General features: G+C 70.3%; 19 protein-coding genes. 10 read left to right on the top strand and 9 right to left on the bottom strand.

The annotated features are described in order from the left end of the window. Positions 1–14 precede the first annotated feature (14 nt). The 3 genes from ACFWSK_RS22005 to ACFWSK_RS21995 all read right to left on the bottom strand — a co-directional run bounded on the left by ACFWSK_RS22005 (position 15) and on the right by ACFWSK_RS21995 (position 3364). A complete protein-coding gene (locus tag ACFWSK_RS22005; protein WP_383788769.1) occupies positions 15–827 on the bottom strand; it encodes a hypothetical protein in 813 nt (270 codons plus the stop codon). Between the two features lie 182 nt (positions 828–1009). Beyond that, complete coding sequence (locus tag ACFWSK_RS22000) at positions 1010–2083, bottom strand: metallophosphoesterase (RefSeq protein WP_383788849.1); 1074 nt, start codon at positions 2081–2083, stop codon at positions 1010–1012. Positions 2084–2242: 159 nt separating this feature from the next. Next, a complete protein-coding gene (locus ACFWSK_RS21995) occupies positions 2243–3364 on the bottom strand; it encodes a LacI family DNA-binding transcriptional regulator (protein ID WP_185299675.1) in 1122 nt (373 codons plus the stop codon). A gap of 404 nt (positions 3365–3768) precedes the next feature. Here ACFWSK_RS21995 and hisC point away from each other — a divergent pair, with 404 nt between their 5' ends. The 6 genes from hisC (at position 3769) to ACFWSK_RS21965 (ending at position 14384) form a co-directional block, all read left to right on the top strand. Next, positions 3769–4848: a histidinol-phosphate transaminase gene (gene hisC / locus ACFWSK_RS21990; RefSeq protein WP_383788767.1), complete on the top strand. Its 1080-nt coding sequence runs from the start codon at positions 3769–3771 to the stop codon at positions 4846–4848. A gap of 292 nt (positions 4849–5140) precedes the next feature. Continuing rightward, the gene (locus ACFWSK_RS21985) at positions 5141–6652 is read left to right on the top strand and encodes a cytochrome ubiquinol oxidase subunit I (RefSeq protein WP_383788765.1); all 1512 of its coding nucleotides are present in this window, start codon (positions 5141–5143) and stop codon (positions 6650–6652) included. A gap of 18 nt (positions 6653–6670) precedes the next feature. Further along, on the top strand, positions 6671–7675 hold the full coding sequence (cydB, locus tag ACFWSK_RS21980) for a cytochrome d ubiquinol oxidase subunit II (protein ID WP_383788763.1): 1005 nt from the start codon (positions 6671–6673) through the stop codon (positions 7673–7675). 39 nt (positions 7676–7714) lie between these two features. Further along, complete coding sequence (gene cydD / locus ACFWSK_RS21975) at positions 7715–11230, top strand: thiol reductant ABC exporter subunit CydD (RefSeq protein WP_383788761.1); 3516 nt, start codon at positions 7715–7717, stop codon at positions 11228–11230. Between the two features lie 73 nt (positions 11231–11303). Continuing rightward, a complete protein-coding gene (locus ACFWSK_RS21970; protein ID WP_383788758.1) occupies positions 11304–13010 on the top strand; it encodes a GAF domain-containing sensor histidine kinase in 1707 nt (568 codons plus the stop codon). Between the two features lie 231 nt (positions 13011–13241). Further along, positions 13242–14384, top strand: a complete 1143-nt coding sequence (locus ACFWSK_RS21965; RefSeq protein WP_383788756.1) for a peptidoglycan DD-metalloendopeptidase family protein — start codon at positions 13242–13244, stop codon at positions 14382–14384. 42 nt (positions 14385–14426) lie between these two features. On the opposite strand, the gene ACFWSK_RS21960 is transcribed toward ACFWSK_RS21965, so the two are convergent. From ACFWSK_RS21960 to ACFWSK_RS21935, 6 genes are all read right to left on the bottom strand, one after another. Beyond that, positions 14427–15272: an HAD hydrolase family protein gene (locus tag ACFWSK_RS21960; RefSeq protein ID WP_383788754.1), complete on the bottom strand. Its 846-nt coding sequence runs from the start codon at positions 15270–15272 to the stop codon at positions 14427–14429. Positions 15273–15416: 144 nt separating this feature from the next. Then, on the bottom strand, positions 15417–16313 hold the full coding sequence (locus ACFWSK_RS21955; RefSeq protein WP_383788751.1) for an LLM class flavin-dependent oxidoreductase: 897 nt from the start codon (positions 16311–16313) through the stop codon (positions 15417–15419). Between the two features lie 181 nt (positions 16314–16494). After that, positions 16495–17037, bottom strand: coding sequence for an RNA 2'-phosphotransferase (locus ACFWSK_RS21950; RefSeq protein WP_383788748.1), 543 nt, complete (start codon positions 17035–17037; stop codon positions 16495–16497). Positions 17038–17191: 154 nt separating this feature from the next. Beyond that, positions 17192–18145: a MerR family transcriptional regulator gene (locus tag ACFWSK_RS21945; RefSeq protein WP_383788746.1), complete on the bottom strand. Its 954-nt coding sequence runs from the start codon at positions 18143–18145 to the stop codon at positions 17192–17194. Further along, positions 18142–19914: an SDR family oxidoreductase gene (locus ACFWSK_RS21940; protein WP_383788743.1), complete on the bottom strand. Its 1773-nt coding sequence runs from the start codon at positions 19912–19914 to the stop codon at positions 18142–18144. The genes ACFWSK_RS21945 and ACFWSK_RS21940 overlap by 4 nt, the downstream gene beginning before the upstream one ends. Next, the gene (locus ACFWSK_RS21935) at positions 19911–20762 is read right to left on the bottom strand and encodes a M24 family metallopeptidase (RefSeq protein ID WP_383788741.1); all 852 of its coding nucleotides are present in this window, start codon (positions 20760–20762) and stop codon (positions 19911–19913) included. Before ACFWSK_RS21935 ends, ACFWSK_RS21940 begins: the two co-directional genes overlap by 4 nt. A 218-nt stretch (positions 20763–20980) precedes the next feature. Between ACFWSK_RS21935 and ACFWSK_RS21930 the strand changes: the two genes are divergently transcribed. The 4 genes from ACFWSK_RS21930 to ACFWSK_RS21915 are packed head-to-tail and all read left to right on the top strand — an operon-like array spanning position 20981 to position 24593. Continuing rightward, on the top strand, positions 20981–22027 hold the full coding sequence (locus tag ACFWSK_RS21930) for an ABC transporter ATP-binding protein (protein WP_383788738.1): 1047 nt from the start codon (positions 20981–20983) through the stop codon (positions 22025–22027). Next, positions 22027–22935: an ABC transporter permease gene (locus ACFWSK_RS21925; RefSeq protein WP_383788732.1), complete on the top strand. Its 909-nt coding sequence runs from the start codon at positions 22027–22029 to the stop codon at positions 22933–22935. Before ACFWSK_RS21930 ends, ACFWSK_RS21925 begins: the two co-directional genes overlap by 1 nt. Next, positions 22932–23843, top strand: coding sequence for an ABC transporter ATP-binding protein (locus tag ACFWSK_RS21920; protein ID WP_383788730.1), 912 nt, complete (start codon positions 22932–22934; stop codon positions 23841–23843). The genes ACFWSK_RS21925 and ACFWSK_RS21920 overlap by 4 nt, the downstream gene beginning before the upstream one ends. A 30-nt stretch (positions 23844–23873) precedes the next feature. Then, the gene (locus ACFWSK_RS21915; RefSeq protein WP_383788728.1) at positions 23874–24593 is read left to right on the top strand and encodes an ABC transporter permease; all 720 of its coding nucleotides are present in this window, start codon (positions 23874–23876) and stop codon (positions 24591–24593) included. Positions 24594–24663: the final 70 nt, after the last annotated feature.

The raw sequence follows: 24663 nt of genomic DNA, 5'->3' as shown, positions 1-24663 counted from the left end.
CCCCGGCGTAGCGGTCACTCGGGCTGGTGCTCGGGTCCGCCGAAGTCCGGACTGGTGAAGTCGGGGCTCGTGAAGGTCGGGCGCGGTCCGGCCGACGGGCCGTCGGCCGGGCCGGAGAAGTCCGGTCTGCTGTAGCCGATCTTCGGGATGCGGTTCGGGGAGCGGTGCGGCGTCCGGGAGGCGGGTCCTGCCGTCGGGTCGGCGAGTGCGTCCCGCAGGAAAGGCAGGATGCCGCGCTCCAGCAGGGCATGGCGCCACGCCTCCCTGGCGCGCGCCACGTCCTCCGGCAACTCCTCCTCCGGGTCCTCGGCAGGCAGCGAGGTGGCGCCGTTGCGCAGGGCCGTGGTGAGCAGTCCGACGGCGGCGACCAGGGTGGCCGCCGCGGCGACCGCGCCGAAGAACCAGCCCGCGGTGACCATCGTGGCCGCGAAAGCGAGGTCCGGGCCGAGCGCCTGGAGCAGATAGCCGACGAGCAGGAAGATCAGGGCTGCGGTACCGGCGAGGACGGGAGCCAGGGCGGTGACCACGGCGCCTGCACCGGCGCCCGCGCCCTTCGTCTCGTCCGGGGCGGGCCCGAGGGCCGGATCACCGGCGGGACCGCGCAGTTCGTCGCGCGCCTTCACGTAGTGCTCGTACTCGGTGGCGGCGGCCGCGGTGATGAGAGCCGTGGCGTTCAGCGCCATGGTGCGTAGCTGTTCCGGATTGAGCCGGTCACCGACTCCGTCCAGAGCCGGGTGTTCATGAGCATGACGCAGTGCGTCATCGAGAATCCGCTCGTACTCGGGGCGGTCCTCGGCCAGCAGGTGCGGAGCGCTTTTCATGTGCATCCCCCGATGCTCCGTAGGGCCTGACTGACCGCGTGGACCGGGCAATCGGGCGGAAACGGAGGAGAGCCTGCGACTGATACGCCGATGGTAGAGCGCCCACGGCACGGGGTGACAGGGGGTTTCCGTAAATAGGCCCGGTGGTCGGCATGGTCAGGTCGAGGATGCGTCTTCCCCGGCCTGCTTCATTCATGCAGGGGGAGTTGGACCACCAGTAGCTTTCCGGCCATGGTCACGCCGCCGTCCATGGCGATGGCGAGCCCGTCCGCGTACACGTGCGGGCCGTCCACGACGGGGCGCGTGCTGTCCTCGCCGTCCTCCGAGCCGACCTCGCCGAGCAGGTACGGAATGGGGCTGTGACCATGCACGACGCGCTGCCCGCCGTACGTCGCCATCAAGGCGCGCACGGCCTCGGCGCCCCCCTCGTCCCGGAAGGCGAACCGCTTGGTCAGCTTGCGGAAGACGTCCCAGCACTCATCGGCGTCGTTACGCGTAAGGATGGCGTGCACCGTGTCGTTGACGTCCTCGATGGTGGAGCCGTAGTCGAGGTACGCCGTCGTGTCGGAGTGCATCAGCAGATGCCCGTCCTCCTCGACGACCGCGTCGAGCCGGGACATCCACTGGAGGTGGACGTCCTGGAGCCGGTCCATATCGGTCTTCTGGCCGCCGTTGAGCAGCCAGGCCGCCTGGAAGGTCGCGGTGCCCGCACCGGAGTTCACCGGGGTGTCGCCGAACCGCTTGGCGCCGATGAGCAGCAGTTCGTGATTGCCCATCAGGGCCTTGCAGTACCCGCCGGCCGCTGCGGCCTCGGCGGAGAGCCGCATCACGAGGTCGATGACGCCGATGCCGTCCGGGCCGCGGTCCGTGAAGTCGCCGAGGAACCAGAGCCGGGCGTTGCCCGCCGCCCAGGCGCCGTCGGCGTCGATGAGGCCCCGCTCGGCGAGGGCGGCCAGGAGCTCGTCCAGATAGCCGTGGACGTCGCCGACGACGTAGAGCGGACCGCGCCCCGGGTCGGCGGCCGGCCGCTGCTCGGGGACGGGGTGCACCTCGACGGTGTCCTCGCGCCTGATCACCGGCAGATCGCGCTCGGTGGGCGTGTAGCCCTCCGGCGGCTCGTGGTCCATCGCCACGCTGCCGGGGTGCGGCGAGCGCGCGGGCACGGGCGTCTGCGCATACGGCGGTACGCGAAAGTCACGCAACGTCGCCGTCCGCACCACGGGTTCCTGACCGGCCCCCTGAGTCATCGACCCCTCCACCACCGTCGCGCCGCCGTACACCCGACGGGCCCTGCCTGGTAGAGGTGGTCCGCGGTGTCGTGCGCCCATCATAGGAATGCGGATCGTGCTGTGTGACGCACCAGGGGTGGTGAATCCGCGCGCACGTACGGTTCACCGGTCAATTGGTCCGGATTGTTGCGGTCAGTCCCCGGCCGGGGAGCGCGGAGCACTGACCGTGGTGCGCGGCGGGCGGCGCTGTGACGAGGTCCGGACGATGAGCTCGGTCGGTATCACCTGTTCGAGCGGACCGTCGTGTTCGACGCCCTCGATGGCGTCGATGAGGAGCTGGACGACTGCTGTGCCGATTCTGCGCGGCTTGAGGGAGAGCGTGGTGATGGGCGGTTCGGTGCTCGCGTAGACCGTGGACTCGCTGCAGCACACCAGTAGCAGGTCCTCCGGGACGCGCAGACCGTACCGGCGGGCGGCCGCCAGCAGATCCGTCCCGTTGGGGTCGAAGAGTCCGTACACGGCGTCGGGCCGGTCGGGGCGGGCCAGGAGGCGGTCGGCCGCCACCGCGCCCGCACACGGGTCGTGGGCCGGATAGGACTCGTACACCGGGTCCTGGCCCACGCGCTCGCACCAGTGGAGGTAGGCGGTGGTGGAGAGCCGGGTGTACGTGTCGGTGGTGGTGCCGGTCAGCAGGCCGATGCGGCGGGCTCCGGCGGCGGCGAGGTGGTCGAGGAGGTCGAGGACGGCGGCCCGGTGGTCGTTGTCGACCCAGGCGGTGACCGGGAGCGACCCGGCCGGGCGGCCGTCCGAGACGACCGGCACGCCCTGGCGCACGAGTTCGGTGACGACCGGGTCCTGGTCGGAGGGGTCGATGACGACGGTGCCGTCCAGTGCGACGTTCGACCAGACGTCGACGGTGCTGTGGCGGGAGGTGGCGGGGAGGATGACGAGGGCGTAGCCGCGGGCGAGCGCCGCGGACGTGGCGGCTCTGGCCATCTCCGCGAAGTACGCGAATTCGGTGAAGGTGAAAGGTTCATCCCCGTACGTGGTCACGGTCAGGCCGATGAGACCCGACTTGCCCGTACGGAGGGTTCGGGCCGCCGCGGACGGGCGATAGCCCAGACGCTCGGCGACCTCGCGGACATGTCGGCGGGTGGCGTCCGGGAGCCTGCCCTTGCCGTTGAGCGCGTCGGAGACGGTCGTGATGGAGACCCCGGCCGCGGCGGCTACATCCCGGATACCCGCCCGTCCTTGCCGGCCGTTGCGCCGGGGCGTCTCTGTCCGGCTCACCTGGTGCTTCCCTGCTGCTGTCATGGCGAGCCGATAGTAGGGCTCGGACGGGTAGTTGGGCCGGTCGCATATTCACCCGTTGACAGGCACGTTTCTGCATGATCGTTTGATGCTAAATGCCTTGGAAAACACGGGAGTTGGCAGGCTGGGCATCAGTGTGTCATGTGCCGAAGTCGATGGGCCTGCTGAATGGCCGATGTCTCGAAGAGGTCTCAACTCACCTCTTCGAGGGATGCGCGCCACGGAGTGAGCCACCGGCGCGCGGCGGGATGGGAAACGCTCCCCCTCGGCTGGGCGGACGCGTGAGGGACCATTCCGTGCGCTTCCCGGCACAGGGGACGAATCCCGGCTCCGGCCATTCGCAGCGGAGCCGAATCCTCATAAGGTGAGCAGTATTGATGTGCACGGATGGTCGAGGAGGACCTGCGGTGAGCGATACGAGCCCCAAGCTGCGCGCCGAGCTGGACGGCGTGCCCGCCTATGTGCCGGGCAAGCCGGCGGCGGCCGGCGGACCGGTCGCCTTCAAGCTTTCCTCCAACGAGAACCCGTTTCCGCCGCTGCCCGGGGTGATGGAGTCCGCGCTCGCCGCCGCCGCGAACTTCAACCGCTACCCGGACATGGCTTGTACCGGTCTGATGAACGAGCTGGCCGACCGATTCGGTGTTCCTCTCTCGCACCTGGCCACCGGAACCGGCTCGGTCGGCGTGGCGCAGCAGCTGCTCCAGGCCACCTCCGGCCCCGGGGACGAGGTCATCTACGCCTGGCGCTCCTTCGAGGCGTACCCGATCATCACGCAGGTCAGCGGAGCGACCTCGGTGAAGGTGCCGCTGACCGGCGGTGATGTGCACGATCTGGACGCGATGGCGGACGCGATCACCGACCGGACGCGCCTGATCTTCGTCTGCAATCCGAACAACCCGACGGGCACGGTGGTCCGCAGGGCCGAGCTCGAGCGGTTCCTGGACCGGGTGCCGAGCGATGTGCTGGTGGTGCTCGATGAGGCGTACAAGGAGTTCATCCGGGACGTCGAGGTGCCGGACGGCATCGAGATCTACCGGGACCGGCCCAATGTCGCGGTGCTGAGGACCTTCTCCAAGGCGTACGGCCTGGCCGGGCTGCGGGTCGGGTTCGCGGTGGCCCACGAGCCGGTCGCGGCGGCGCTGCGGAAGACGGCCGTCCCCTTCGGGGTCAGCCAGCTCGCCCAGGACGCGGCCGTCGCCTCGCTCCGTGCGGAGGACGAGCTGATGGGCCGGGTCGGCACGCTGGTCTGTGAGCGCAACCGGGTCCAGGAGGAGCTGGTGCGGCAGGGCTGGACCGTTCCGGAGTCCCAGGCCAACTTCGTCTGGCTGCGGCTCGGGGACCGTACGGTCGACTTCGCTGCCGCGTGCGCGCGGGCCGGTGTGGTGGTCCGGCCGTTCGCGGGTGAGGGAGTGCGGGTCACGATCGGGGAGTCCGAGGCCAATGACGTGTTCCTCAAGGTGACGGAGTCGTACCGCCAGGAATGGTGAGCCGCGGGCGCGGCCGCTGCGGAGCCTTCCGGCCGTAGCCGCTCCGTTCTGTGCGTGCCGGTGGCCCCGGACCTCGATGGCGAGGTCCGGGGCCCTTGTGCTGTGCGGTGCCGGGGGCCGGCTGCCCGGATGGCCGGGAAGGACCCCCCGATCGAACGTTCCGAAAGCGTGTGCGCCATAATGCTTGTGAATGTGAACGCGTTCACAAGCGTGTCCCGGTTCCTCCCTTGATCAGAGGGATAAGTGGGGCAAAGCACCCCTGTGAACACGGCCCCGTAAGGAGAACGACGACGTGGACCTAGCTCTGGCGCCGGAAACCCTGGCGCGATGGCAATTCGGCATAACGACCGTCTACCACTTCCTGTTCGTCCCTCTGACGATCTCCCTCGCCGCGCTCACCGCCGGCCTGCAGACCGCCTGGGTGCGGACCGGCAACGAGAAGTACCTCAGAGCCACGAAGTTCTGGGGGAAGCTCTTCCTGATCAACATCGCCATGGGTGTCGTCACCGGCATCGTCCAGGAGTTCCAGTTCGGCATGAACTGGTCCGACTACTCCCGCTTCGTCGGCGACGTCTTCGGTGCCCCGCTCGCCTTCGAGGCGCTGATCGCGTTCTTCTTCGAGTCCACCTTCATCGGGCTGTGGATCTTCGGCTGGGACAAGCTGCCGAAGAAGATCCACCTCGCCTGCATGTGGATGGTCTCCCTCGGCACCATCCTCTCCGCGTACTTCATCCTGGCGGCCAACTCCTGGATGCAGCATCCGGTCGGCTACCGCATCAACGAGGAACGCGGCCGGGCCGAGCTCACCGATTTCTGGAGTGTGCTCACCCAGAACACCGCGCTCACGCAGTTCTTCCACACCATCACGGCCGCCTTCCTCGTCGGCGGCGCGTTCATGGTGGGCATCGCCGCCTTCCACCTGGCCCGCAAGAAGCACATCCCCGTCATGCGGACGTCCCTGCGGCTCGGGCTCGTCACCGTCGTGATCGCCGGCATGCTGACCGCCGTCAGCGGTGACCGGCTGGGCAAGGTGATGTTCAAGCAGCAGCCGATGAAGATGGCCGCCGCCGAGGCGCTGTGGGACGGGCAGAACGCCGCGCCCTTCTCGATCTTCGCGTACGGAGATGTCAGCGAGGGCCACAACTCGGTGGAGATCTCGATCCCCGGAGTGCTGTCCTTCCTCGCCGACGACACCTTCGACTCGTACGTCCCCGGCATCAACGACATCAACAAGGCCGAGCAGGAGAAGTACGGCCCCGGCGACTACCGGCCCAACATTCCGGTCGCCTTCTGGAGCTTCCGCTGGATGATCGGCTTCGGCATGGCGTCCTTCGGCCTCGGTCTGCTCGGACTGTGGCTGACCCGGAGGAAGTTCATGCTGCCGGCGGCGATGCGGACCGGTGAGGACGAGGTGCCCCACCTGGTCCTGTTCAGGAACAAGGCGCTGAGTCCGAAGCTCACCAAGCTCTACTGGCTCGTCGCCCTGTGGACCCTGCTCTTCCCGCTGATCGCCAACTCCTGGGGCTGGATCTTCACCGAGATGGGGCGTCAGCCCTGGGTCGTCTACGGCGTGCTCCAGACCCGTGACGCGGTCTCCCCCGGTACCTCGCAGGGCGAGGTCATTCTCTCGATGACCGTCTTCACCCTGCTCTACGCGGTGCTCGCCGTGATCGAGGTGAGGCTGCTCGTGAAGTACATCAAGGCCGGACCGCCGGAACTCAGCGAGGCCGACCTCAACCCGCCCACCAAGATCGGCGGTCACGACGAGCAGGACGCCGACCGCCCCATGGCGTTCTCCTACTGAGAGCAGAGGAGCTGAGAGATGGAACTCCACGACGTCTGGTTCGTACTCATCGCCGTCCTCTGGACCGGCTACTTCTTCCTGGAGGGGTTCGACTTCGGTATCGGTGTCCTCACCAAGGTGCTGGCCCGCGACCGCAAGGAACGCCGGGTGCTGATCAACACGATCGGCCCCGTCTGGGACGGCAACGAAGTCTGGCTGCTCACCGCGGGCGGGGCGACCTTCGCCGCCTTCCCCGAGTGGTACGCCACGCTCTTCTCCGGCTTCTACCTGCCGCTGCTGATCATCCTGCTCTGCCTGATCGTGCGCGGAGTCGCCTTCGAGTACCGGTCGAAGCGGCCCGAGGAGAAGTGGCAGACCAACTGGGAACACGCGATCTTCTGGACCTCGCTGATCCCGGCCGTGCTCTGGGGCGTGGCCTTCGGCAACATCGTCCGTGGCGTGAAGATCGATGCCGACATGGAGTACGTCGGCAATCTCTGGGACCTGCTCAACCCGTACGCCCTTCTCGGCGGACTGGTCACGCTCTTCCTCTTCACCTTCCACGGCACGGTGTTCGCCGGGCTCAAGACGGTCGGCGACATCCGGGAACGGGCCCGCAAGCTGGCGCTCGGGCTGGGGCCGGCCACCGCGGTCCTCGCGCTGCTCTTCCTGACCTGGACCCAGCTGGACAACGGTGACAGCTGGAGCCTGCTGGCCATGATCGTCGCGGCCGGGGCGCTGGTCGCCGCGATCGTCGCCATCGCGGCCGGGCGCGAGGGGTGGTCGTTCGCGTTCTCGGGCCTGACCATCGTGGCGGTGGTCGCCATGCTGTTCCTGACGCTCTTCCCGAACGTCATGCCGTCCTCGCTGAACGACGCCTGGAACCTCACGGTCACCAACGCCTCGTCCACTCCGTACACCCTGACGATTATGACCTGGTGCGCGGGCATCGCCACTCCCCTCGTCCTGCTCTACCAGAGCTGGACCTACTGGGTGTTCCGCAAGCGCATCGGTACCCAGCACATCGCCGATGCACCTCACTGACCGCACCGGCCGCAGCGAGCTCTCTGGGGGCTGTTTCACGTGAAACCGATCGACCCGCGTCTGCTCAGGTACGCACGGGCCACCCGCCTCTTCCTGGCTGCCGTGGTGGCACTCGGACTTGTCGGGGCGGCGCTGGTGGTCGCCCAGGCGATGCTCATCGCAGAAGTCGTGGTGGGCGGATTCGAAGAGGGGCTGTCCCTTCCCGGACTCCGCATGCCCCTGCTGCTGCTCGCCGCGGTCGCGGTGGGCCGGGCCCTGGTGGCCTGGCTCACCGAACTGGCCGCGTACCGGGCCGGCGCGGCGGTCAAGTCCGAGCTGCGCGGCCGGCTCATGGAGCGCGCCGCACAGCTCGGGCCCGACTGGCTGAGCGGTCAGCGCACCGGCTCCCTGGTGGCGCTCGCCACCCGCGGCGTCGACGCGCTCGACGACTACTTCGCGCGCTACCTGCCGCAGCTGGGACTCGCGGTGGTGGTCCCGGTCGCGGTCCTGGCGAGGATCGTCACGGAGGACTGGGTCTCCGCCGCGATCATCGTGGTCACGCTGCCGCTCATCCCGCTCTTCATGATCCTGATCGGCTGGGCCACCCAGTCCCGGATGGACCGGCAGTGGCGGCTGCTCTCACGGCTCTCGGGGCACTTCCTCGATGTGGTCGCCGGACTTCCGACGCTGAAGGTCTTCGGGCGCGCCAAGGCGCAGGCGGAATCGATCCGCACCATCACCTCGCAGTACCGGCAGGCCACCGTGCGGACCCTGCGGATCGCATTTCTGTCGTCCTTCGCCCTGGAACTTCTGGCGACCCTGTCGGTGGCGCTGGTCGCCGTGACCATCGGGATGCGGCTCGTCCACGGAGAGCTGGACCTCTACACCGGTCTGGTGATCCTCATCCTGGCGCCGGAGGCGTATCTGCCCATCCGGCAGGTCGGGGCGCAGTACCACGCGGCCGCAGAGGGGCTCTCCGCCGCGGAGGAGATCTTCGCGGTCCTGGAGACCGAGCCCCGGACGGCCGGCACGCAGGACGTCCCGGCGACGACGGGGCTGGAGCTCGACGGGGTGACGGTCCGCCACCCGGGCCGCAGCGAACCGTCGCTCGACAACGCCTCCCTGGTGGTGGAGCCGGGTGAGACCGTCGCCCTCGTCGGCCCCAGCGGAGTCGGCAAGTCCACGCTCCTGCATGTGGTGCTGGGCTTCACCGCACCCGACGAGGGGCGGGTGCGGATCGGCGGGACCGATCTCGCCGAGCTCTCCCCGGAACGCTGGCGCGAACGGATCGCCTGGGTGCCGCAGCGCCCGCACCTCTTCGCCGGCACGATCGCCGAGAACGTACGACTGGCCCGCCCGGACGCCGACGACGACGCGGTGTCGGCGGCGCTGCGGGACGCGGGCGCGTCCGGCTTCGTCGCGGAGCTTCCGGAGGGTGTGCGGACGCTGCTCGGCGAGGACGGCGCCGGGCTCTCGGCGGGGCAGCGGCAGCGGCTCGCCCTGGCCCGCGCGTTCCTGGCCGACCGGCCAGTGCTCCTGCTGGACGAGCCGACCGCGAGTCTCGACGGCGAGACGGAGGCGGGGATAGTCGAGGCGGTACGGAGACTGGCGGAGGGTCGGACCGTACTCCTCGTCGTGCACCGTCCGGCGCTGCTGTCGGTGGCCGACCGTGTCGTGACACTGGAGCCGCAGGTAGCAGGAAGCCGTGCGGCCGCGGTCCTGGACGGGGAGGCCGGGCGCCCGACGGTGCCGCGGCCCGGCACCCCGTCCCTCGAATCCGCAGGCGAGCCGGACGGTACGGGGGAGGCCGAGGTCTTCAAGGACACCGCCCCGCGGCAGGGGCACGTCCTGGCCCGGGTCCGGAAGGCCGCCGGTGCGCAGCACGGGAAGCTGGGTCTGGCCCTGCTGCTGGGCAGCCTCGCCGTGGGCTCGGCCGTCGGGCTGATGGCCGTGTCGGGGTGGCTGATCTCCCGTGCCTCCGAACAGCCGCCGGTGCTCTATCTGATGATGGCCGTCACCGCGACGCGCGCCTTCGGCATCGGCCGCGCGGTCTTCCGGTACGCCGAGCGCCTCGTCTCGCACGACGCGGTGCTCAGGATGCTCGCGGAGCTGCGGGTCGCCGTGTACCGGAGGCTGGAGCGCATCGCGCCGGCCGGCCTGCGTACGACGCGGCGCGGCGACCTGCTGTCGCGCCTCGTGGCCGATGTGGACGCGCTGCAGGACTACTGGCTGCGCTGGCTGCTGCCCGTGGGGACCGCGGTCGTCGTCGGAACCGCGGCTGCCGGATTCACCGGCTGGCTGCTCCCGGAGGCGGGCGTCGTCCTCGCCGTCGGCCTCCTCCTCGCCGGGGTGGGCGTGCCCCTGGTGAGTGGCGCGTGCGCCCGCCACGTGGAACGCCAACTCGCGCCCGCGCGGGCCACGCTGGCCACCAGGGTCACGGATCTGCTCACCGGGACGGCCGAGCTGACGGTGGCCGGTGCGCTGCCCGCCCGCAGCCGGCAGGTGCGCGAGGCGGACGGCGTCCTCACCCGGATCGCCTCCCGCGCGGCGACCGCGACCGCGCTCGGCGGCGGTCTCTCCGCCCTGATCTGCGGCCTCACGGTGGTCGGTGCCGCACTCGTCGCGCTCCCGGCAGTCCGTGACGGACGGCTGGCGGGTGTGGCGCTCGCCGTGGTGGTGCTGACCCCGCTGGCGGCCTTCGAGGCGGTGACGGGCCTGCCGCTCGCCGTGCAGTACCGCCAGCGCGTGAAGCGGAGCGCGGAGCGCGTGTACGAGGTGCTGGACGCCCCGGCGCCTGTGCGGGAGCCCGCCACCCCCGCCGAAGCGCCCGATTCGCCGTTCCCGCTGGAGGTGCGGGGGCTGTCCGCCCGGTACGCGGGGGCGACGCGGGACGCCCTGGAATCCGTCGATCTGACGCTCGTCCCCGGCAGGCGCATCGCCGTCGTGGGGCCTTCGGGCTCGGGCAAGTCGACGCTCGCCCAGGTCCTGCTCCGCTTCCTGGACGCCCGGGCCGGGACGTACCGGATCGGCGGTGTCGAAGCGAGCGAACTGGACAGCGACACCGTCCGGACGTACGTGGGGCTGTGCGCCCAGGACGCCCATGTCTTCGACAGCTCCATCCGCGAGAACCTGCGCCTCGCCCGTACCGGAGCGACGGACGGTGAGCTGCGGGACGCGCTCGCGCAGGCCCGGCTGCTGGACTGGGCCGACTCCCTGCCCGACGGGCTCGACACCCTGGTGGGCGAACACGGCGCCCGGCTCTCCGGCGGTCAGCGGCAGCGGCTCGCGCTGGCCCGCGCGCTCCTCGCCGACTTCCCCGTACTCGTCCTGGACGAGCCCGCCGAGCACCTCGACCTGGCGACGGCCGACGCGCTGACCGCGGACCTGCTGACGGCTACCCGTGGGCGTACGACCCTCCTGATCACCCACCGGCTGGAGGGACTCGACGCCGTCGACGAGGTGCTGGTGCTCGATGCGGGCCGCGTGGTGCAGCGCGGTGCGTACGGCGACCTCGCGGGTGTGGAAGGACCCCTGCGCCGGATGCTGGAGCGGGAACGGGAGAGCGTGCCCGCCTGATGCGGGGGGTCGGGCGGGCCGTACAGACCCTGCCCGACTTTCCTCACTAAATGGGACTAACTAGGCTCAGTACATGGCAGAGCCGGACCCGAAGGACTCACTCGAAGCCGCGACCCGGGCGACGCGCAGCCTGCAGGGTCTCTCCACGGAACTCACCGCCCGCGTCCCGCAGCTGCTGGAGGCCATGCGTTCGGTCGGCACGGGCCTGGAACTGCACTCCACCCTCGACCGCATCTGCGAGACCGCCGCCGAGCTCGCCGATGCCCGCTACGCCGCCATCGGTGTCGTCGACGACACCGGGGAGGGGCTGTCCGACTTCGTCACCCACGGAGTGCCGGAGGACGTGGCCCGGGAGATCGGCCATCGGCCCGACGGGCACAAGGGGCTCCTCGGCGCGCTGATCCACGATCCCGTACCGCTCCGGCTGGCCGATCTGACCGCCGATCCGAGGGCGGCCGGGTTTCCGCAGGGCCACCCACGGATGCGCACGTTCCTCGGGGTGCCGATCCGCGTACAGGGCGAGATCTTCGGCAATCTCTACCTGGCGGAGAAGCGCGGCGGGACCGAGTTCAACGACTACGACCTGCACATGGTGAGGGTGCTCGCCACCGAGGCCGGCATCGCCATCGGCAACGCCCGGCTGTACGAGGCGGCGCGGCAGCGCGAGCGGTGGATCGACGGATCGGTGGCGGTCACGACCGCGCTCCTGTCCGGTGGTGACGCCGACGACGCGCTGTCGGTCGTCGCCGAACAGGCCCGTCGTCTCGCCGATTCGGCAGCGGGGATCGTGCTGCTGCCGACGCCGGAGGGCGGGCTGGAGATCGTCGCGGTATCCGCCGACAACCCGTCCGATTCGCTGGGCGTCATCGTTCCGCCGGAGAGCGCCGTCGCGGCGATGCTCTTCGACGGCCAGGCCGTCTTCGTGGACGACTTGGCCTCGGACGGACGCATGGTCACGAGGCTGGCCGACCAGTTCGGCCCGAGCATGCTGCTCCCCCTGCAGAGCGGCGGCCGGGTGCTCGGCGCGCTCGCCACCCCGCGCGGCCGGGGCGAACGTCCCTTCACGGAGGCGGAGCGGACCCTCGCCACCCAGTTCGCCTCCCAGGCGGCACTCGCGCTGATGATGGCCGAGGCCCAGCGCGACCGAGAACGGCTCGCGGTGTACGAGGACCGTGACCGGATCGCCCGTGACCTCCACGATCTCGTCATCCAGCGGCTGTTCGCCACCGGAATGATGCTGGAGAGCGCTCAGCGCAGGTCGGTGGTGCCCGAGGTGACGACCGGGGTGGGACGGGCCGTCGACGAGCTGGACGTGACGATCCAGGAGATCCGGACGGCCATCTTCGCGCTCCAGCAGGAACCGGCCGAGGTGCCTTCGGGGCTGCGCACCCGCGTCCTGCGGGAGATCAACATGGCCGCCGTGCCCCTGGGCTTCAAGCCTTCGCACCACTTCGTCGGCCCGGTCGATTCACTCGTCGGTGAACTCACAGGCAAGAACCTCATCGCGGCCCTGCGCGAGGCGCTGTCCAACGCGTTCCGGCATGCCGGTGCCTCCCTGATCGACGTGGTCGTCGACGCGACCGTCACCCTGCCTGACGGGCGCGACGGGGTACGCCTCTCGGTCGCCGACGACGGAGTGGGCATCCCGGAGGGCGGGCGGCGCAGTGGACTGCGCAACCTGGCCCGCCGGGCGGAGTCACTGGGCGGTGCGAGCTGGTTCGGCCCCGGAATCGGCGAGGGCGGGGGCGGTGCGACGGTGGTGTGGGAGGCGCCTCTCTGACGGCCGCGTCGCGGAGCCGGCCCGACGGCCGGCTGTGCGCCGTGGGTGGGCCGGTTGGCGGTACGACACCCCGGGGTCCCCGGATTCGGGGCCGGCCGGGGTGACGATCCGGGAATGCGTTCCGCTGTGCTGTGTCGCTGTCGCCAGAAATGCCGCCAGGAATGCCGCCAGACGTACGGCCGGGGAGATGGCCGTACCAAAGTCGGCTGTCGGCGGCGCGAGCGGCTGGTCGTGCTGCTGCTCTGTGCCGTGTCGGCCCTGGCCGCCCTGTCCGCGGCGCCTGGGCCGGACGCGATGGCTGTGCCGGGTCCCGCTGTGCCGCTGCCTGCCGAGCGGTTCGATCCGGCGCCCGATCCGTCGTCCGATCCTGGGTCCGGGCCGTTGCCGGGACCGCCTTCCGGGCCGCTGGCCGGGTCGCTGTCCGGGCTCGGTACGGGAGTCACGGTCGCCCGGCTCTACCAGGAGGCGGCGCAGGCCACCGAGACGTACGAGAGGAACAGACGGGCCTCGGTCGCACAGCGGGCCAAGGCCGCGCGCCTCGACGGTCTCCTCGACGGGCAGCGGCGCGGGCTGGAGGCGATCCACGCGGATCTCGGCCGGGTCGCCCGCGCCGAGTACCGGACCGGCGGCGCCGGCCTCTCGTACACCGCGCAACTGCTGCTCGCCGACGATCCCCAGGCGTTGCTGCGCGGCCGCCAACTGGCCCGGCAGGCCGAGATGGGCGTGACCCGTCTGATGGAACGCGCCCAGCGTGCCGAACGCGCGCTGGCGGACGGAGAGCGCAGGGCCAGGTCCGCCTGGCAGACCCTGGACGGCGCTCTCGTACGGCTGGCCGCCGTCAAGCGGGGCATCGCTGCCAAGCTGGCGGTCGCGCAGCAGCGGCTCCAGAGCGAGGCGGACTGCAGTGTCACGGCGGGGAAGTGCGCCGGTGCCGTACGGATCGGGCAGCCGGGCGGGTGGGACGCCGGACCGAGCTGGGTGGCACCGGTGGAGAACTACGCGCTCTCGGCGGGGTTCGCCAGCGTCGGCGAACACTGGGCGAGGCGGCACACGGGGCAGGACTTCGCCGTGGACATCGGCACCCCGGTCCGCTCGGTCGGCGAGGGCAGGGTGTTCTCGGTCTCCTGCGGCGGAGCGTTCGGCGTCGAGGTCGTGGTGGGGCACCCGGGCGGCTATTACACGCAGTACGCACACCTGGCGGGCGTCACGGTGGACCAGGGCGAGCGGGTCGGGGCGGGGCAGTGGATCGGCCAGGCGGGCACGAGCGGGAACTCGACGGGGCCGCACCTTCATTTCGAGGTGCGGCTCACGCCTCTCCTCGGGTCGGGCGTCGATCCGGTGCGCTGGCTGGGCGAACGCGGGGTGACGCTCTGACGGACGGCCTGCCGGGGGTGGTCAGCGGACCGTGAGGGGTGGTCAGCGGGCGGCGAGGATCCGCTCGATGACGACGGCCACGCCGTCCTCGTTGTTCGTGACGGTCCTGCCGGAAGCGGCGGCCACGGCGTCGGGGTGGGCGTTGCCCATCGCGAAGGAGGCGCCCGCCCAGTTCAGCATCTCCACGTCGTTGGGCATGTCACCGAAGGCGACCACCTCGGCCTGGCCGATGCCACGCTCGGCGCAGCACAGCGCGAGGGTGCTGGCCTTGGAGACACCCGGTCCGCTGACCTCCAGGAGGGCCGTGGGGCTGGACCGGGTGAAGGAGGCAAGGTCACCGGCGGCGGAGCGGGCCAGCGCGAGGAACTCGTCCGGGGCCAGTTCGGCATGGTGGGCCAGGAGCTTGAGCACCGGGGCGCCGGAGCCCGGGGACTCCGCTTGGAGCAGCTTCTCGGCGACGGCGACGGTGGCACCCGGGTCCAGGTGGAACGGCGGATAGGCCGGTTCGTAGTGGATACCGGTGGTGAACTCGACGGCGAACGAGGTGCCCGGGGCGGCCTCGCGCAGGGTGCGGACCGCTGCGAGGGCGGCGTCCCGTTCCAGTGGCCGGACCATGAGCGGCGTGCCCTCGGCCCGCAGGTCGACGACGGCGGCGCCGTTCGCGCAGATCGCCATGCCGTGACCGTGGACGTGGTCGCTGACGACGTTCATCCACCGGGCGGGGCGGCCGGTGACGAAGAAGACCTCGATCCCGGCCTCCTCGGCCGCCGCGAGGGCTGCGACCGTGCGGTCCGACAGGGTCTTGTCGTCGCGCAGCAGCGTGCCGTCGAGGTCGGTGGCGATCAGCCGGGTTACGGCAGGCAGAGGCGAGTCGGTAGCTGAGGTCACAGCGGCATTCTCCCGTACAAGAGTGCACGGGCGTGCAGAGGGGCGCACATTTGAGGGCACGCGCCTCTGAACAGCAGAACATGTCAGCGGCATGTGCCCGCGGACACGAGCGAGGACATGAACGGGGAACACTGGAACCGGATTTCAGCGGAGCTGGGTCAGGCCCTCGGTGGCGATCCGCTCGAATACCTTCTCGTCGGCGGCGAAATCCGAGCCTGGGACCGGCCAGTGGAGCACGATCTCCGTGAAACCCAGCGCGAAGTGCGTTCCCGCGAAGTCGACGAACGCGTCGAAGGAGTCCAGCGGCCGGTCCGGGGTGAAGCCGGTGAGAAGGATCTTCTCCAGCTCCGTGGTGTCCCGTCCGACCGCGGTGCCTGCCGCGTCGAGCCCGTCGAGCTGCCGGCGCAGGGCGGCCACGGACTGCTCCGGGGTCCCCGTCTCGTACAGCTTCGGATCACCGGTGGTCACCCAGCCCTGGCCGTACCGCGCGGCGAGCTTCTGCCCGCGCGGGCCGGTGGCGGCGATCGCGAAGGGGAGGCGGGGGCGCTGCACGCAGCCGGGGATGTTCCGGGCCTCGTTGGCCGTGTAGAACTCGCCCTCGTACGTGACCGAGGGCTCGCGCAGCAGTTGATCGAGGAGCGGGACGAATTCGCCGAAGTGGTCGGCACGTTCGCGCGGTGTCCACGGAGCCTCGTCGGCCCGGCGCAGCGTCGTGGCGTCGAAGCCGTTGCCCCCGGCGCCGATGCCGAGGGTGATGCGTCCGCCGGAGACGTCGTCGAGCGTGATGAGGTCCTTGGCGAGCGTCACCGGGTGCCGGAAGTTGGGCGAGGTGATGAGGGTGCCGAGGCGCATGCGCTCGGTGGCGGCAGCCGCCGCGGTCAGCGTGGGGACCGCACCGAACCAGGGCCCGTCGCGGAAGGTCCGCCAGGCCAGATGGTCGTAGGTGTACGCGGCGTGGAAGCCGAGGTCCTCGGCCCGCTGCCAGACCTTGCGGCCTTCGCTCCAGCGGTGGATGGGAAGGATGAGGGTGCTCAAATGCATACATGCGACGATACGGCCGAGTCGTCGGGATACGGTGCAGGGGGTCGCGCGGGGTTGCCGCCTCGCACCTGCGGGGTGAGTCTGGAAGCGGACGCGGCCGGTACCTCCCCGCGCGGCGACGATCTCCGCGAGGGCCCCGGCAACCTGGCGCCCTGGCTCCGTGCTCGGCCGGGCGCCGCATTCAGTCGCGCATGCGCAGGAACTCCGGCGGTACGGCATCGGTGAGCCAGACCCCGTTGGCGCTGACGTGAAAGGTGTGGCCCGCCCGGTGCATCGCTCCCGCGTCCACCGACAGTACGACGGGCCGACCGCGACGGGCACCGACGCGAGTCGCGGTCTCGCGGTCCGGTGAGAGGTGGACGTGGTGGCGGTCCATCGGGTGCAGCCCTTCGGCGCGGATGGACTCCAGGGCCTGGGCGACAGTGCCGTGGTAGAGGTACGCGGGTGGCTCGGCCGGGGGCAGTCCGAGGTCCACGGGGACGGTATGGCCCTGGTTCGCCCGGATGCGGTCGCCGTCCAGGGTGAAGCGTTGCTTGTCGTTGGCCGCGACGACAAGGTCGAGCTCGCTGCGGGTGAGGGCGAATCCCTGCCGGGCGGTCGCCTCCAGAAGGTCGTCGATCCGCACCCAGCCCTGGGCGTCGAGCGTGAGTCCGATGCGCTCCGGCTGGTGCCGGAGGTGGCGCGAAAGGTACTTGGACACCTTGACGGTGCGTTTCTCATCCATCCGGCAAGAGTGCCCGCGGTGCTCGGCCTGGCGCACCCGGATTCTCGGGAGTGGAGGCAGGGAGCAGGTTTGATCCACAGCCAACTGTGGTTATCCACAGGCGTTTTGGCGATTCTGTGGACAAGTGACAAGCGAAATGGCCCATTTGGTCAACTTATCTATCATTTGCGTGAGATGCGGCAAGTGCGTCCAATGTCCTCGCCTGCACCTCTCGTTGAACGGCCGCCGCGACGAACGCCTCGACGCTCTCAGCGCCAACCAGGTCCTGTACGGCGCGCATTGTCTCCGCGGGCAGCGGGACGGGCCGGGGCGTCTGGTCGTCCGTGAGCGGCTCCTCGGAGCCCAGATGGTGGTGCAGGTGCCGGGTGGCGAACAGGCGCATGGCCCGGGCCAGTTCGGCGTCGACGGTCTGCTGGGCGAGTGGTCTGAGCCGTCGCACCATCACGGCGGCCTCCGCCGCGTCCGCGTCCGTCGGCGGGCGATGGCCGAGATACCGGGCGAAGACGTGCTCGGTGGTGAACTCCAGGAAGCGCGAGGCTATGTGCTCGACCTGACCGCGAAGTTCCCGCAGATGGCCGGAGATTGCCGACAGGGGGACTCCCGCCGCGTACAACTCGGCGGCCACCGCCAGCTCCTGCGGGCTCGGTACCAGGAACTCGTCCTCCTTGCCGGGGACGCGTTCGAGTACGCCGAGAGCCACTGCCTCGTCGACGGCCGCCTCGTCCGGCGTCGAACCGAACCGCAGGTCGAGTTCGGCGCGGGTGATCCGGCCGGCCTCCTCATCGGTCCACGGACCGTGCACTTCGGCGACCAGGCCGAGCACGCCGCCCAGTCCACGGCCGGCGTCCCACGCCTCCAGCAACTCCTTGATGCTGGCCAGGGTGTAGCCACGGTCCAGGAGATCCGCGATCTGCCGCAACCGGGCCAGGTGCGTGTACCGGTAGACATTGGCCCGGCCGCGCCGCTCCGGCGTGGGAAGCAGCCCGCGGTCCTGATAGGCGCGGATGGTGCGGACCGTGGCGCCGCTGGCATGGGCCAGGTCCTCGATCCGGTACTCGGCGTCCGGCCGGACCTCCGCGGCCGACGGGCCGCTCCCGCCCCCGGTCACAGCGGCGGCTTCAGACGGGCGATGCCGCGCAGCACGCCGGGGCTCACCCGGGACAGCAGCCGGGCGCCCCGGGCCTCCGGGGTGACCGGCACGACGGCCTGGTTGCGCACCACGGCGTTGAGGATCGCGGCGGCGACCTTCTCCGGCGGGTAGTTCCGGAGCCCGTAGAGCCTGCTGGTCCGGTCCCGGAGGCGCTTCTCCTCCGCCGCGTCCGCGCCTGCGAACCGCGCGGTCGCCGTGATGTTGGTGTTGACGATGCCGGGGCAGATCGCGCTGACCCCGATGGACTTCTCCGCCAGCTCGGCCCGCAGGCACTCACTGAGCATCAGTACAGCCGCCTTCGACGTGCTGTACGCGGGCAGGGCCCGCGAGGGCTGATAGGCGGCCGCGGAAGCCGTGTTGACGATGTGGCCGCCCTGGCCGCGGTCGGCCATCTGCTTGCCGAAGATCCGGCAGCCGTGAATGACCCCCCACAGATTGACGTCGAGGACGTTCTTCCAGTCCTCGCTCGTCGTCTCCAGGAAGGAGCCGGACAGCCCGATCCCGGCGTTGTTGACCAGCACGTCGACGACGCCGTACTCCCGGGCGACCTTCTCGGCGAGCTTCTCCATCGCCTGCTCGTCGCTGACGTCGACCGTCTCGCCCCAGGCAGCCGGAGAGCCGATCAGGAGGGCCATCTCGGCCGTCCGGGCCGCTCCCTCCCCGTCACGGTCCACCGCCACCACCCGGGCGCCCGCCTCGGCGAACGCGAAGGCCGTCGCCCGGCCGATACCGGCGGCCGCCCCCGTCACCAGGACCAGCTGCCCGCCGAACCGGTCGGCGTGGGCCCCGGTCGCCACGGGACCCTGGACCGGCAGGCCGTCCCGCCGGGCCGCCTCGTTGGAGGCGACGAACTCGCTGATCCAGGAGGACAGCTGGTCCGGCCTGGTGCGGGGCACCCAGTGCTTGGCCGGCAACGACCGGCGTACCAACTGGGGAGCCCACAGCTCCAGTTGATCGTAGAGCGACTCGGAAAGAAAGAAGTCCTCGGTCGGAGTGATCAGTTGGACCGGAACATGCGCGTACGCGTCGGTCCGGGGCCTGCGCAGCCTTGGGCGGACGTTGTCACGGTAGAGCCAGGCCCCGTGCGCGGCGTCCTGGGGCAGCGACGGTGTCGGGTAGTCGCCCGCCGGCACCTTCTCCATCCGCTGGAGAATCCGCGGCCACTGCTTGCCGAGCGGCCCCCGCCAGGCGAGCTCCGGGAGTACCGGCGTATGCAGCAGGTACACGTACCAGGACTTGGCACCCTGCCCCATCAGCTGGCCCACCCTGCGCGGCGTGGGCCGGCTCATGCGCTGCTTGATCCAGTGGCCGAAGTGGTCGAGCGAAGGCCCGGACATGGAGGTGAAGGAGGCGATCCGCCCCTCGGTCCGCTTGACCGTGGCGAACTCCCACGCCTGCACCGAACCCCAGTCGTGCCCCACTACGTGCACCGGCCGGTCCGGGCTCACCGCGTCCGCGACGGCCAGGAAGTCGTCCGTGAGCTTCTCCAGCGTGAAACCGCCCCGCAGGGGGGAGGGCGCGGTCGACCTGCCGTGGCCGCGTACGTCGTACAGCACGACGTGCCACTCCTCGGCCAGCCGTGACGCCACCTCCGACCAGACCTCCTTGCTGTCCGGGTAGCCGTGCACCAGCACGACCGTCGGCCTGGAGGCGTCGCCCAACTCGGCGACACACAGCTCGATTCCGCCCGTGCGGACCCAGCGCTCGCGCGCTTCACGCAGCTTCACGCCGCCACCTTCTCCTCTGCCCAGCGCCGCACGTGCGGCAGGTCGTCGTCGAGCCAGAACGCACTTTGTCCGGGGTCCCTGGAGTCCGTGACGACCAGGATCTCCTCGAACTTCGCGCCCGTCCCCCGGAATCCGAGATGCGGTTCGACCGCCCACAGCCCCGGCTGCGGTGGGTGGTCGGAGAAGCGGTACGGGCTCCACAGGGGCGACCAGCCGTCCCGGTGGCCGTGCAGGGCATCGCTCGCCAGTCCCTTGAGCGCCTGGGTGCCGAATCCGAAGACATGGGGCGACCAGCGCCGTTCGCTCACGCGGTCGACCTTGTGGGCGATGACGCCGAAGGGGTACGCCCGGTGCCGGTTCGCGTATCCCTGTCTGATCATGAGGCGCTCCACGTCCTCGTAGATCTCGCGCAGGGAGCGCCGCTCACGGACCTCGCGCAGGATCAGCTCGCGGTGGACTTCCAGATCGGCCAGCAGCCTGTCGTGCAGCGGACTGAGTCCGAGACAGCCGGAGTAGCCGATGTCCGCGGTGAAACCCTTGTACACCGGGGCCATGTCGAGGATGAACGGCATCCCCGGCTCCAGCTTCCGGTTGGTCGGGAAGAACTGCAGCGGCACCTTGAAGCCCGCGAACGCCGTGCGGTCCCCGAACCAGGCGAACGGGAGGTGGAACCAGTCGCGCACACCGCGCTCGCGCAGCCAGTCGCGCTGCATCCGCGCCGCCTCGCGCTCCGTCACCCCCGGCCTGAGCTGAGCGGCGACCGCCTCCGCGCAGTCGTACGCGAGGCGCTGCACCTCTCTGAACCCCCGCAGTTCCGGGGCCTTTTCGTCCTTCGCTGCCGAGGTCATGCAACCGTCCGTTCCCTGACGTGCGCGGTACGTGCCCGTAACGTGACACTGATGAATGTGACAATGTCCGGCGGCTACGTCAAGGGGTGCGCGGAGACCTGTGGACAACTCCGGGAGCCGTCGGCCCGGACCCCCGGAGTCCTCCCTTGTGGGGTCCCCCTACGGGTCCGTACGCCTGGAGTCTTAGGCGGATACAGCCGCCAGGTCTGACGACCGCTGTGGTCCACGCCACTACCTTCGAAGACGTGACTGTGATCGTGACCGAAAGCCTGAGCAAGCGGTTCCCCCGGGTGACCGCACTTGACCGGCTCACCCTGGACATCGGACCCGGCGTAACCGGCCTGGTGGGTTCCAACGGGGCCGGCAAGTCCACACTGATCAAGATCCTGCTGGGTCTGTCCCCCGCCACCGAAGGCCGGGCCGCGGTGCTCGGGCTCGACGTCGCCACCAGTGGCGCCGCCATCCGGGAGCGCGTCGGATACATGCCCGAGCACGACTGCCTGCCACCCGACGTCTCGGCCACCGAGTTCGTCGTGCACATGGCCCGGATGTCCGGACTGCCTCCCACGGCGGCGCGCGAGCGCACCGCCGACACGCTGCGCCACGTCGGTCTGTACGAGGAGCGCTACCGGCCCATCGGCGGCTACTCGACCGGCATGAAGCAACGCGTGAAACTGGCCCAGGCACTCGTCCACGACCCGCAGCTGGTCCTGCTCGACGAGCCGACCAACGGCCTCGACCCGGTCGGGCGCGACGAAATGCTGGGCCTGATCCGCCGCATCCACACCGACTTCGGCATCTCCGTGCTCGTCACCTCCCACCTCCTGGGCGAACTCGAGCGCACCTGCGACCACGTGGTCGTCGTCGACGGCGGCGCCCTGCTGCGGTCGAGCTCAACCAGCGACTTCACGCAGACGACCACGACCCTCGCGGTCGAGGTCACCGACAGCGACACCCACCCCGACGGCACCGACGCGCTGCGCAAGGTCCTCACGGGAGCCGGCGTCAAGCTGGTCGGCCTCGACGGCCTCGACGCGGAGGGGCTGCCCGGAGCGGGCCACATCCTCCTGGTCGAAGCGACCGGCGAGGAGACGTACGACATCGTCCGCGACAGCGTCGCCGGGCTCGGACTCGGCCTCGTACGGATGGAACAGCGGCGCCACCACATCGCCGAGGTCTTCCGTACCGAGGAGGCGCCGGAAGCGGTCCGCGCGGCACACGCCGCGTCCGTCGGCGCCGCAACGCAGAAGGGGAGCGGTTCGTGATGAGCACCGAGACCGGGGTCATGGCCGGGGGCGACGGCTCCCGCATCCACAACATCGGATACCGCTCCTACGACGGTCCGCGCCTGGGCCGCGCCTATGCGCGCCGCTCGCTCTTCTCGCAGTCCCTGCGAGGCTCGTTCGGGCTCGGCCGTTCCGCCAAGTCCAAGGTGCTCCCGATGCTGCTGTGCGGGGTGATGTGCCTCGTCGCGCTGATCATCGTGGCGGTCGCCATCGCCACCCCGAACATGACGAAACTGCCCATCAAGTACACGGCGTTCGCCATCTACCTGCAGGCGGTGATCGGGCTGTTCATCGCCGCACAGGCACCGCAGTCCGTCTCCAGGGACCTGCGGTTCAAGAGCATCCCCCTCTACTTCTCCCGGCCGATCGAACGCGGCGACTACGTGGTCGCCAAGTACGCGGCCATGGCCTCCGCGCTCTTCATCCTCACCGCGGCTCCGCTCGTCATCCTGTACGCGGGCTCGCTCCTCGCGAAGTTCGACTTCGCCGCTCAGACCAAGGGATTCGGTCAGGGGCTGGTGTCGGTGGCGCTGCTGTCCGTCCTGTTCGCCGGTCTCGGTCTGGTGATGGCCGCCCTCACCCCGCGCCGCGGCTTCGGCGTCGCCGCGGTGATCGCCGTACTGACCATCACCTACGGGGCGGTCTCCACGGTCCAGGCCATCGCCTGGGAGACGGGGTCCAGCGGCGCGGTGCCGTGGCTGGGGCTCTTCTCCCCGATCACGCTGATCGACGGTGTCCAGACCGCGTTCCTCGGCGCCACCTCCGCCTTCCCCGGAGGGGAAGGCCCGGGAGCCGGTGCCGGAGTGGCGTACCTGATCGTTGTTCTCGCGCTCGTCGCCGGCTCGTACGCCGTGCTGATGCGCCGCTACCGGAAGGTCGGGCTGTGACCACCATCGAGATCGACCACACCTCGCGCTGGTTCGGCAATGTGGTCGCCGTCAACGACGTCAGCATGACGGTGGGCCCGGGTGTCACGGGGCTGCTCGGCCCCAACGGCGCCGGGAAGTCCACGCTGATCAACATGATGGCCGGGTTCCTCGCCCCGTCGACGGGCAAGGTCACGCTCGACGGCAGGACGATCTGGCGCAACGAGGCGGTCTACAAGGAGATCGGCATCGTGCCCGAGCGGGAAGGGATGTACGACTTCCTGACCGGCCGCGAGTTCGTCGTCGCCAACGCCGAACTGCATGGGCTCGGCGACGAGGCCGCGCGCAAGGCCCTGGCCACCGTCGAGATGGAGCACGCGCAGGACCGCAAGATCTCGACGTACAGCAAGGGCATGCGCCAGCGCGTGAAGATGGCGTCCGCGCTGGTGCACGCGCCGTCCGTGCTCCTGCTCGACGAGCCGTTCAACGGGATGGACCCGCGGCAGCGCATGCAGCTGATGGAACTGCTGCGGCGGATGGGGGCGGAGGGCCGTACGGTCCTGTTCTCGTCGCACATCCTCGAGGAGGTCGAGCAACTGGCCTCGCACATCGAGGTGATCGTGGCCGGCCGGCACGCCGCGTCCGGTGACTTCCGCCGCATCCGCCGGCTGATGACGGACCGGCCGCACCGCTATCTCGTACGGTCCAGCGACGACCGCGCACTCGCTGCCGCGCTCATCGCCGACCCGTCCACCGCGGGCATCGAGGTCGACCTGAGCGAACGTGCCCTGCGCATCCAGGCCGTCGACTTCGGGCGCTTCACCGCGCTGCTGCCCAGGGTGGCACGCGAACACGGCATCCGGCTGCTGACCGTTTCGCCGTCCGACGAGTCCCTCGAATCGGTCTTTTCCTATCTCGTAGCGGCCTGAGTAGTGGCCTGAAAGGAGCTGTGAAGCGTCATGTACGACCCCACAGTCGCTCGGCTCACCTACCGGGCCCTGCTCGGCCGGCGCCGGGCTGCCATCCTGTTCATCCTGCCCGTGCTCCTGGTCGTCATCGCCGTGGCGGTACGGGCGTTCGCCGGGGCCGATGACCAGGTCGCCGCCAACGTGCTGGGCGGTTTCGCCATCGCCACGATGGTCCCGCTGATCGGTGTCATCGCGGGGACCGGGGCGATCGGTCCCGAGATCGACGACGGCTCGATCGTCTACCTCCTGGCCAAGCCGGTGAAGCGTCCGACGATCATCGTCACGAAGCTGATCGTGGCCATCGCAGTGACGATGGTGTTCTCGGCCCTGCCGACCCTGATCGCGGGCCTGATCCTCAACGGCAACGGACAGCAGATCGCCGTGGCCTACACGATCGCGGCGCTGGTCGCCTCGATCGCGTACAGCGCGCTGTTCCTGCTGCTCGGTACGGTCAGCCGCCACGCCGTCGTCTTCGGCCTGGTGTACGCGCTCGTGTGGGAGGCGCTCTTCGGCAGCCTGGTGCCGGGCGCACGGACGCTCAGTGTGCAGCAGTGGTCCCTCGCGGTCGCCGAGAAGGTCGGTGCGGAGGGCGCGATCACCTCGGACGTCGGACTGCCGCTGGCGACGGTGCTGCTGGCGGGCATCACGGTGGCCGCCACCTGGTACGCGGGCCAGAAGCTGCGGGCGCTGAAGCTCGCCGGCGAGGAGTGAGCAGGCACTCCCCGCACCGTGCAACCCCCGGCCGATGGGCGGGGGTTGTTCTGTGTCCTATGAACGGACA

Source organism: Streptomyces sp. NPDC058620 (assembly GCF_042717135.1).
Classification (GTDB): domain Bacteria; phylum Actinomycetota; class Actinomycetes; order Streptomycetales; family Streptomycetaceae; genus Streptomyces.
The sequence above is the reverse complement of the archived record's forward strand: the minus strand, read 5'-3'. Positions and strand labels throughout refer to the sequence as shown.

Excerpts from the sequence above, each read along its gene's own strand:
- ACFWSK_RS22005 (WP_383788769.1), bottom strand. The coding sequence starts at position 827 with ATGCACATGAAAAGCGCTCCGCACCTGCTGGCCGAGGACCGCCCCGAG.
- ACFWSK_RS21995 (WP_185299675.1), bottom strand. The coding sequence starts at position 3,364 with ATGACAGCAGCAGGGAAGCACCAGGTGAGCCGGACAGAGACGCCCCGG.
- cydB (WP_383788763.1), top strand. The coding sequence starts at position 6,671 with ATGGAACTCCACGACGTCTGGTTCGTACTCATCGCCGTCCTCTGGACC.
- ACFWSK_RS21970 (WP_383788758.1), top strand. The coding sequence starts at position 11,304 with ATGGCAGAGCCGGACCCGAAGGACTCACTCGAAGCCGCGACCCGGGCG.
- ACFWSK_RS21955 (WP_383788751.1), bottom strand. The coding sequence starts at position 16,313 with ATGCATTTGAGCACCCTCATCCTTCCCATCCACCGCTGGAGCGAAGGC.
- ACFWSK_RS21950 (WP_383788748.1), bottom strand. The coding sequence starts at position 17,037 with ATGGATGAGAAACGCACCGTCAAGGTGTCCAAGTACCTTTCGCGCCAC.
- ACFWSK_RS21935 (WP_383788741.1), bottom strand. The coding sequence starts at position 20,762 with ATGACCTCGGCAGCGAAGGACGAAAAGGCCCCGGAACTGCGGGGGTTC.
- ACFWSK_RS21925 (WP_383788732.1), top strand. The coding sequence starts at position 22,027 with ATGAGCACCGAGACCGGGGTCATGGCCGGGGGCGACGGCTCCCGCATC.
- ACFWSK_RS21915 (WP_383788728.1), top strand. The coding sequence starts at position 23,874 with ATGTACGACCCCACAGTCGCTCGGCTCACCTACCGGGCCCTGCTCGGC.